This is a genomic window from Trinickia sp. (assembly GCF_051953955.1).
Lineage (GTDB): Bacteria > Pseudomonadota > Gammaproteobacteria > Burkholderiales > Burkholderiaceae > Trinickia.
The window spans coordinates 1-8,826 of record NZ_JBQCIF010000041.1 but is presented as its reverse complement, the minus strand read 5'-3'; the positions used below and the strand labels follow the sequence as shown (position 1 = coordinate 8,826).

The window sequence follows — 8,826 nt, the reverse complement described above, 5'->3', positions numbered from 1 at the left end:
CGCTAAGGCATCTTCGTATGGATTTGCTAAGATAATCAGACGGCATACGCGCAGTTCCCCCCCGTCGTGCTCGCCCAGGGCGACCACCCCGTTGCCGCGGCGCTGCTCGCGCAAGCGGGGGCGGACGTGGCGCGGTTCGTCGATGCGCTCGATCCCGGCGCGCAGTTGCCGGTCGCGCTCTGCGGCGGCTTGGCCGCGCCGCTCGCCGAGCATGTGCCGGTTTCGCATCGCGCTCGTTTGCGGCCGCCGCTGGCCGATTCGGCGCACGGCGCGCTCGAGCTCGCCCGCCGCGCGAGTGCCGGCCTGCAGCGAGGCTCGGGCACAGCGGCATAAAATAGCGGCGTGACCCTTGCCTTTTCTTTTGCCTTCAAGCCGTTTTTTTTCCTGCCATGTATAAGCTCGTCGCTACTGATCTCGATGGAACGCTACTGAACAGCAACCATCAGCTCGACCCGTTCACCGTGGCGACGGTGCGCCGCCTCGAACAAGCCGGCATTCAGTTCGTGATCGCGACGGGCCGTCATTACTGCGATGTCGCGGGGATTCGCGATGTTCTCGGTATTCGTCCATATCTCGTCACGTCGAACGGGGCACGCGTTCACGCGCCCGACGATACGCTGATCCACTCGCGCAATCTATCGAGCGAAGCCGTGCGCCGGCTCGTGCAGCCCGACGTCGTCGGTTCGCACGGGCGCGTGATCGTGAATTTGTTCGCCGATGAAGCTTGGCTCATCGATCGCGACGCCCCCGAACTGCTCGCCTTCCACCAGGATTCGGGTTTTCGATATGAAGTGATCGACATGCGCGCGCATGCTGGGGACGATATCGCCAAGGTGCTCTATATCGGCGATCCGGCCGACCTCGCGCAGATCGCCGAGCGCTTGCAGCGCGAATTCGGAGAGGCGCTTTATGTCACCTATTCGCTTCCCGATTGCCTCGAGGTGATGACGTCGAACGTATCGAAGGGGCGGGCGCTGCGAGTTGTACTCGATTGCCTCGGGATCTCCGCTTCGCACTGCGTCGCGTTCGGTGACAACATGAACGACATCGATCTGCTCGAGACGGCCGGCCATCCGTTCATGATGAATAACGCCAATCCCGATTTAATCGCCCGCTTGCCGGATGTCCCGAGGATCGGCAACAACTTCGAGGGCGGCGTCGCGCATCAATTGCGAAAGCTGTTTTCGATTGCGGACGAACTCGCCGCTTCGTAAAAGCGTTCTCAGCGTTCTCTCGCGCTGCCCGGCTTCTTTATTGGGATCCTCGAGATTCGCCGGCTGGCGCATCGGGCAGCGCGGCGCACGGGCAATCCGTGGTTCGCCCGTCGAGGCCTTCGTGATCCAGCACGAACGTGGCATGAGGCCGTGGGTCTTGCGCGTTCCAATCGAGCTTGACGACATACATGCTGTCGAAATCGCTGCTTTCCCAACGCGGCACGTTCGGCGATGCACCGCCGTACTTGCTCATGATGTTGCGCACGAGGTCTTCGATCTCACGATGCTCCCATGCCGTTACGATGAGCTTGCCGGCGTGCTCGGGCGCGACGAGTGCCTGCTCGAGCCCCTCGATTTGCGCATATCCGTAGTCGGTATCGACCGGCAAGCCGAATTGAATGGCCGTAGGCTCGATCGTCGCCAATGGCCGAACGTAGTCGTACCACACGCCGTGATCCTTTTTCTTCATCGACGGATTCGGTGCGTAGACCGCATCGGGTTTGCCGAATTTTGCCGCAATGACTGCCGGTAGTGCCATTGCGCGGTTCAATCCCTGGCAATCCAGCTGGCCAAAGCCTTTGGCGGGTTTTTCGCCGTGGCGAACGAACACTAGCGTTTCGGTTTGCGCCGATGCGTTCGGTGCGATCCCCATGCCGATGAGGCCGGCGGCGACAGCAAGCGCGGGCCATCGTTTCAGCGAGCGACGGGCGCGGGAATGAAACGGCCGGCGGCCGCCGCCGGTACGACTCGATTCGGTATGGTGCCCAGCATTCGAGCGAGTCATGGCGCCTTCCTTTCCATAAAAGGCGATGCACCCGGAATGGGCGTGGATCGCGAGCCGATTCTAGCAGCGGCGCATCTGCCGGCCCGCGCTCGTTTTTTGCTGAGACATCAGCTTCGCATTATTTCGGAATGCTAACGACCGGCGTAGGCGGCGACCGGCGCGACAACCGGGAGACAACCGGCATGACGATCGGCACGGGAAATGGCCAATGCGCCGGCGCTATGCGGCGCATTCGAAAGCGTTCCGAACGGCGCCGCTTGGTGCGCATTCGATCCATTGCAGTGCGATGCGCCGCCGGCAATTGAGCGGGGAATGAGGTTTTACGCACGGTCGACGGTTTTTTAAGAATTATCATACGATTTCATGCGGCATGGGGTAAATTCGGCATTGCCACGGCCGTTCGTTCCGACTAATCTCGGTACCACCAGTTTTTCAATCAAGGGAGACCACGATGTCCCAATACGCGGAACTGAAAGCACAGATCTCAAAATTGCAGGCGCAGGCAGACGAGGCGCGTCGCGCGGAAGTCGCGAACGTCATTGCGGAAATCAAGCAAAAGATCGCGGAGTTCGGGCTCAGCGCCCATGACCTCGGGTACGCCGAGGGTGCACGGCGCGGTCGTCCGCCGAAGAAGACGCCGTTGCCGCCGAAATACCAGGATCCGAAGACGGGCGCTACGTGGAGCGGTCGCGGCAAGCCGCCGAATTGGATCGCCGGCGTCAAAAATCGCGATCGCTATCTCATCGCGCAGTAACGAAACGGCAGTGCAGCCGGCAAGGCGGCGCTCGGCACCGATGGTGCTCAGCGCCGCCTTGCCTTGTGAGCGGCCCCTGCGTCAGGCGGCGGAACTTCAATTAGCCGAAATAGCGGCGATTGCCTCGAGGCAAGACCAGCCTCCGCGCGCAGCGAAGGACTTTTTTTACGAATTATTTCGAGCGAGATGCCGCCGTTTTATTCTCGCCATTAACGAGCGTGCAGGGGCGGCCTCATGCATCCTCCATCCGGGTTATCCCGCGGCGACACTGCGCAGCTGCGGCCGGCCCCGCCCCTGCTCGAGCAGCGCTTCATAGCATTTCACGTAGTTGCTCGCCATGGTTCTAGCCGTGAAGCGGCGTTCGAATTGCGCACGAATTTCATCGCGCGAAAGTTCGTCTAAACGCTGCAGCGCTGCCACGGCGCCTTGAACATCCTCGACGATATATCCCGTCACCGCATGGTCGATCACCTCGGGCACCGAGCCTCGATTGAAGGCAATGACGGGCGTGCCGCAGGCCATCGCCTCGATCATGACGAGACCGAACGGTTCGCACCAGTCGATCGGGAACAGCAGGGCCTTGGCTCGCGAAAGAAATTCCGGCTTGCGAGCCTCGTCGATCTCGCCGACGAATTCGACATGGGCCTGAGATAGCAACGGCTCGATTTCCTGCTTGAAATAGTCGCGATCGACTTTATCGACCTTGGCCGCGATCTTCAGCGGCAAGCCGCTCATCGCCGCGATCCTGATGGCCGTGTCTACGCGCTTTTCCGGGCAAATTCTGCCGAGGAACGCCAAATATTCCGGCTCGCAATGAGGCTGCGGCGTCAACAATCGCTCGGGCAACCCGTGATAGACCGTCTCTCGCCAATGGGCTTGAGGCAGCGGCATACGCTGCGATTGCGAAATGGAGACGACGTTGGCGCGCGAGAACGCATCGAATACCGGCTGCAATTCGGGCAGATCGAGCCGGCCATGCAACGTCGTCACGGACGGCGTGCTTGCATCGCCAAACAGCGAAAACGGCAGGTAGTCGAGGTGAAAATGGAGCACGTCGAAGTCGGCCGCCGCACGGCGCACTTTCTCGAGCAGCAGCATATGCGGCGCAAGGGGGTCGCGGATCGTCGGATCGAGCCGCAGGGCCCGGGGCCATGCGGCCTCGAGCGTGGCCGAGGTGATCGAATCGCCGCTGGCGAACAGCGTGACGTCGTGTCCGAGCTCGACGAGCGCCTCGGTCAAATACGACACGACGCGTTCGGTGCCTCCGTAAAATTTCGGGGGTACGGCTTCGTAAAGCGGCGCGATTTGAGCGATTCGCATGCGTCATTCTCCTTTCTAGAGGCGGCGCACACTACTTCGCCGCCGATCACGTTCGGACTGCCCAGTCATTATCGGGAGCGCGCCGCGCCGATATGAGGAGGTTTTCAAACCCTTAACCCTTGTTACAGCCCGAAACAGCAAGCGCGCGGCGTTTTGCGCGATTCCGGTAAAAAAGCGTCCCCACGATTTTCCGCAGTCGGCATTTGTTGCAGCTCGATGACACGGCTTCCTATAATTTGAACCGTGATGCACCGACGCGACGCAGCGGCGTGGTAGCTTTTTTCGTGCCCGACCGCCGAATCGACCCCCGGCTCGCAAAGCCGCGCTGGCGCTCGATGTCAGAAAAACTCCTACACGTTTTATAGACATTTCCGGCATGGGCCGGCGGTGCTCTTCCTATTTCCACCGTTTTTACAATTCGACACAATTTGCTCGAGACCAAGAACGGGCGGCATCGTGCGTCGAGAGCGCGCACGGCCGGGCAAACGTTTCCGAAGCACTGAGCTTTGTACTGGGACCGCGGCGAACGCAAGCGTGCGCCGCGGTCGACACTTTCGATTGACGGGGGTAGTCATGAGCGCGACAAGCGAAATGCTCAGCGAGATAAAAGAAGTCAATCTTTCGTATTTGCTGCTCGCGCAGCGTCTGCTGCGGGAAGACAAGGCAATGGGTATGTTCCGCATGGGCATCGGCGATCAGCTGGCCGACGTCATCGCAAACCTATCGTTCGCGCAGACCGTGAAGCTGGCCGCGTCGAACCAACTGCTGTGCCGGTTCCGTTTCGACGACCATGCCGTGCTCTCGTCGCTCGCCGACAAGGGCAAGGCGGCATCGCTCACGGGAGCCCACAGCGCCATTCTGATGGCGAGCCAACCGGTCGAATCGGTCAATTGACGAAATCGACGACGCTTTTGCGAACCTGCCGGCTCGGGCGCGAGCGCGGCGGCGAAATCGGTATTCAGTAAGCGAGGCACACGGCCGATATGGCAACCAAGAGCGTCGTGCTCGAAGTCAAGGAAATCACCCTGGCGATCGAATTGATCGAATTGGGCGCGCGCCTGCAATTGCTCGAAGCGGAAACGAGCTTGTCGCGCGACCGGCTCATCAAGCTATACAAGGAATTGAAGGGGGTGTCGCCGCCCAAGGGCATGCTGCCGTTTTCGACGGACTGGTTCATGACCTGGCAGCCGAACATCCATTCGTCGCTTTTTTACAATATCTACCGGTTCATGGCCGAGCACGGCGGCTGTGAAAACATCCAGTCGATCGTGAAGAGCTATCGCTTGTATCTCGAGCATACGCTGCTGAACGGGGACGAGGCGCAGCTCACGCTCACGCGTGCCTGGACGCTGGTGCGCTTCTTCGAATCGGGGATGTTGCAGCTGACCTCGTGCACCCGGTGCCGCGGCCAGTTCGTCGCGCATGCCCACGACCCGCAGCACAGCTTCGTCTGCGGGCTTTGCCAGCCGCCGTCGCGTGCCGGCAAGACCAAGAAGTCCGCCGCGGCCAAGGCCGGGCAAGGCTTGGCGGGGACGTCCCCCGACGTCGCCGAATTGGCCGCGTAAGGCTCTCGCGCTCGCATGGGGCCGCTTCCGGTGGCGGGACCGAGGCTGCCGCCGCGCGTCGCGCCCCGGTTCCATGTCCGCGGCGCCCGACAGGGGCCGCTCACCGTCCTGGTTTCCCCGGCGCCATCGCCCCCTTTTTCCCCCCAAAGTTTTCGGCAGGCCTGCCGTAAACCAGATTAACGGCGGTCTCCCCGTCGCTCTTGTGAGGACCCGGCAGTGCTGATTTTCGTTGGAACACTCGTAACCGTATTGTCCGTCTTCGGCGGCTATGCGCTCGCGGGCGGCCATCTAGGCGCGCTAGTGCAGCCCGAGGAAGGGCTCATGATCGCCGGCGCCGGAGTCGGTGCATTCATCCTCGGCAACGGCCTCAAGACGATCAAAGCGACGATCCGCCTTCTGCCCACGCTCTTCAAGGGCTCGAAGTACACGAAGGACGTGTACATGGAGTTGATGGCGCTGCTTTACGTTTTGCTTGCAAAGGCACGCAAGGAAGGCACGCTCACGCTCGAAGCCGACATCGACGATCCCGAGAAGAGCCCGATTTTCACGCAATACCCGAAAATCCTCGCGGATCACCATATCGTCGAGTTTCTGACCGACTACCTGCGTTTGATGGTGGGCGGCAATATGAACGCGTTCGAGATCGAAAGCCTCATGGACGAGGAGATCGAGACGCATCACGCCGAGGGCGAAGGCCCGGCGCACGCATTGAGCCGCGTCGGCGATGCCATGCCGGCGTTCGGGATCGTCGCCGCCGTGATGGGCGTGGTGCACACGATGGCATCGGCGGACAAGCCGCCCGCGGTGCTGGGCGCGATGATCGCGCAGGCGCTCGTCGGCACGTTCCTCGGCATCTTGCTTTCGTACGGCCTCATCGGGCCGCTCGCCAGCCTCGCGGAGCAGCGCGTGGCCGAGTCGACGAAGATGTTTCAGTGCATCAAGGTCACGATCCTCGCGAGTCTGAACGGCTATGCGCCCGCGATCGCCGTCGAGTTCGGCCGCAAGGTGCTCTTCTCGCCCGAGCGCCCGTCGTTCGCCGAGCTCGAAGAGCACGTGCGCCGCGTGAAGGCCAAGTAAGCCCTAGGCCAGAGGACAGCGCGCCATGACCAAAGGCAAGGATCGGGCAATCATCGTCAAGCGCGTGGCGCCCTCGAAGAAGGGGCACCACGGCGGTGCATGGAAGCTCGCCTACGCGGACTTCATGACCGCGATGATGGCGTTCTTTCTATTGATGTGGCTGCTGAGCGCCGTGACGCCCGTGCAACTCAAAGGCATCGCCGAATACTTCAACCAGCCGCTGAAGGCGGCGCTGCTCGGCGGCGGCCAGCGTAGCGCGCAGGAGTCCAGCATCATCCAGGGCGGCGGCCGCGACATCTCCACCGACGTGGACGGCATCACGCGCCGCTCCGACGGCACGACGTCGCAAGCGACGCACACGGCGGCCAAGGCCGACGACGAGGCGATGAACCGGTTGCAGGGGGCGCTCGAGCGCCGCGAGCAAGTGCGGCTGCACGATCTGCAGGTCAAGCTGATGGCCGCGATCGAGGCCAACCCCGTGCTGCGCCAGTTCAAGCAGCAGATCCGCATCGACTCGACGCTGCAGGGGCTGCGCATCGAGATCGTCGATACGCAAAAGCGCCCGATGTTCGCCACGGCCAGCGATGCTGTCGAGCCGTACATGCGCGACATCTTGCGCGCGATCGGCCAGACGCTGAACGACGTGCCGAACCGCATCGTCGTGCAAGGCCACACCGATGCCGTGCCGTATGCGGGCGGCGGTAAGGGCTACAGCAATTGGGAGCTTTCGGCCGACCGCGCGAACGCGTCGCGGCGCGAGCTGATCGCCGGCGGGATGGACGAGAACAAGGTGATGCGCGTGCTGGGGCTCGCCTCGACGCAGAACTTGAACAAGGCGGACCCGCTCGATCCGGAGAATAGACGCATCAGTATCATCGTTCTCAACAAAAAGTCCGAGGACGCATTGATGCATGATGACTCCACGACGACGACGCTGTCGGACGATGCGGCCAGCACCGCGCCGCTCGCCGGCAAGATCGCGCCGAGCGCGGGCAAGTGAGGCATGCATGATCAAACACATTCTGGCGATCGACGATTCGGCCGCGATGCGTGAAATCCTCGCGGCGACGTTGCGCACGGCCGGCTACGAGGTGACCGTGGCGGCCGACGGCGACGAAGGGCTGGCGAGCGCATCGGCGCGCTCGTTCGACCTCGTGCTGACCGATCAGTACATGCCCAAGCGCAGCGGGCTCGACGTGATCGCTGCGCTGCGCGCGCAGCCGGCTTACGCGGCCACGCCGATCTTCGTGCTGACGACCGAAGACGGCGTCGCATTCAAGGATGCGGCCCGGGCGGCCGGCGCGACGGGCTGGATCGAGAAGCCGCTCGATCCCGATACGTTGACCGAGCTCGTCGATGCGCTCAACGCGTGAGGCGGGGCGCAACACGGGCGGAGCACGAAAACGACGGGCGAAAGCAAAGGTTAGGACATATGCGGCGCGAGGCGCGCGCATGGAACGGATGAATAACGCGCTACCTGCGAAGCACGACTCTTGGCGGTGATTGAAGCATGACACTCGACATTACCCAGTTTTACCAGACGTTCTTCGACGAGGCGGACGAGCTGCTCGCGCAAATGGAGCAGTTGCTGCTGAACCTGAACGTCGGCACGCCCGATCCCGAAGATCTCGCGGCCATTTTCCGCGCGGCGCACTCGATCAAGGGCGGCGCGGCCACGTTCGGCTTCACGGCGTTGACCGAAACGACGCACATTCTCGAATCGCTGCTCGATCGCGCGCGCAACAACGAATTGACGTTGCGCAAGGACATGATCGACACGTTCCTCGAGACGAAGGACGTGCTGGCCGACCAGTTGGCCGCCTACCGCGCGAGCGCGGAACCCGACGCCGCGGCCGCATCGGCCATTTGCGCGAAGCTCGAGCGCCTGCATGCCGAGGCAAGCGGGGCGGCGGCGGAGCCGGCTGCTGCTGCGGCGGCGATCGAGCCCGCGCCCGTCGCGAGCGCGGCGCCGGCCGAGGGCGGCACGCCCGAGCACGTGGTCGAGCAGGCCGTCGAGGCTGCCCACGGCGCAGGCGCGGCCACGGCAGTGAGCGGCGGCGACACGAACAATGAAGGGCCTCACCTGAAAGTTACGCTACGGGGGGTGGGGGA

The 8,826-nt window shown here is 62.7% G+C and carries 11 protein-coding genes; 9 read left to right on the top strand and 2 right to left on the bottom strand.

Annotation, left to right across the window (positions count from 1 at the left end; translation table 11 throughout):
- Positions 1-66 precede the first annotated feature (66 nt).
- Together ACTHNZ_RS08140 and ACTHNZ_RS08135 are read left to right on the top strand one after the other, a co-directional pair.
- Entirely contained in the window at positions 67-333 is a 267-nt protein-coding gene (locus tag ACTHNZ_RS08140; RefSeq protein ID WP_440541993.1) for a hypothetical protein, read from the top strand.
- A gap of 56 nt (positions 334-389) precedes the next feature.
- The gene (locus ACTHNZ_RS08135) at positions 390-1,214 is read left to right on the top strand and encodes a Cof-type HAD-IIB family hydrolase (protein WP_440541992.1); all 825 of its coding nucleotides are present in this window, start codon (positions 390-392) and stop codon (positions 1,212-1,214) included.
- A 37-nt stretch (positions 1,215-1,251) separates the two neighbouring features.
- On the opposite strand, the gene ACTHNZ_RS08130 is transcribed toward ACTHNZ_RS08135, so the two are convergent.
- Complete coding sequence (locus ACTHNZ_RS08130; protein ID WP_440541991.1) at positions 1,252-1,998, bottom strand: histidine phosphatase family protein; 747 nt, start codon at positions 1,996-1,998, stop codon at positions 1,252-1,254.
- Between the two features lie 451 nt (positions 1,999-2,449).
- On the opposite strand from ACTHNZ_RS08130, the gene ACTHNZ_RS08125 reads away from it, so the two are divergent.
- Complete coding sequence (locus tag ACTHNZ_RS08125) at positions 2,450-2,752, top strand: H-NS histone family protein (RefSeq protein WP_440541990.1); 303 nt, start codon at positions 2,450-2,452, stop codon at positions 2,750-2,752.
- 252 nt (positions 2,753-3,004) lie between these two features.
- Here the strand turns inward: ACTHNZ_RS08125 and ACTHNZ_RS08120 are convergent, their stop codons facing one another.
- Entirely contained in the window at positions 3,005-4,072 is a 1,068-nt protein-coding gene (locus ACTHNZ_RS08120; RefSeq protein ID WP_440541989.1) for a glycosyltransferase family 4 protein, read from the bottom strand.
- Positions 4,073-4,645: 573 nt separating this feature from the next.
- Here ACTHNZ_RS08120 and flhD point away from each other — a divergent pair.
- From flhD to ACTHNZ_RS08090, 6 genes are all read left to right on the top strand, one after another.
- On the top strand, positions 4,646-4,966 hold the full coding sequence (gene flhD / locus ACTHNZ_RS08115) for a flagellar transcriptional regulator FlhD (RefSeq protein ID WP_440541988.1): 321 nt from the start codon (positions 4,646-4,648) through the stop codon (positions 4,964-4,966).
- 89 nt (positions 4,967-5,055) lie between these two features.
- Positions 5,056-5,637, top strand: coding sequence for a flagellar transcriptional regulator FlhC (gene flhC / locus ACTHNZ_RS08110; protein ID WP_440541987.1), 582 nt, complete (start codon positions 5,056-5,058; stop codon positions 5,635-5,637).
- 216 nt (positions 5,638-5,853) lie between these two features.
- Positions 5,854-6,714 (top strand): flagellar motor stator protein MotA, encoded by an 861-nt coding sequence (gene motA / locus ACTHNZ_RS08105; RefSeq protein ID WP_440541986.1) that lies wholly within the window; start codon positions 5,854-5,856, stop codon positions 6,712-6,714.
- Between the two features lie 25 nt (positions 6,715-6,739).
- Positions 6,740-7,714 carry a flagellar motor protein MotB gene (gene motB / locus ACTHNZ_RS08100; RefSeq protein WP_440541985.1) on the top strand — a complete coding sequence of 325 codons (975 nt, stop codon included), beginning with the start codon at positions 6,740-6,742 and terminating at the stop codon, positions 7,712-7,714.
- 7 nt (positions 7,715-7,721) lie between these two features.
- On the top strand, positions 7,722-8,087 hold the full coding sequence (locus ACTHNZ_RS08095; protein ID WP_440541984.1) for a response regulator: 366 nt from the start codon (positions 7,722-7,724) through the stop codon (positions 8,085-8,087).
- 137 nt (positions 8,088-8,224) lie between these two features.
- Positions 8,225-8,826, top strand: a 602-nt coding sequence (locus tag ACTHNZ_RS08090) for an Hpt domain-containing protein (protein ID WP_440541983.1), incomplete at its 3' end; no start/stop codon positions are given.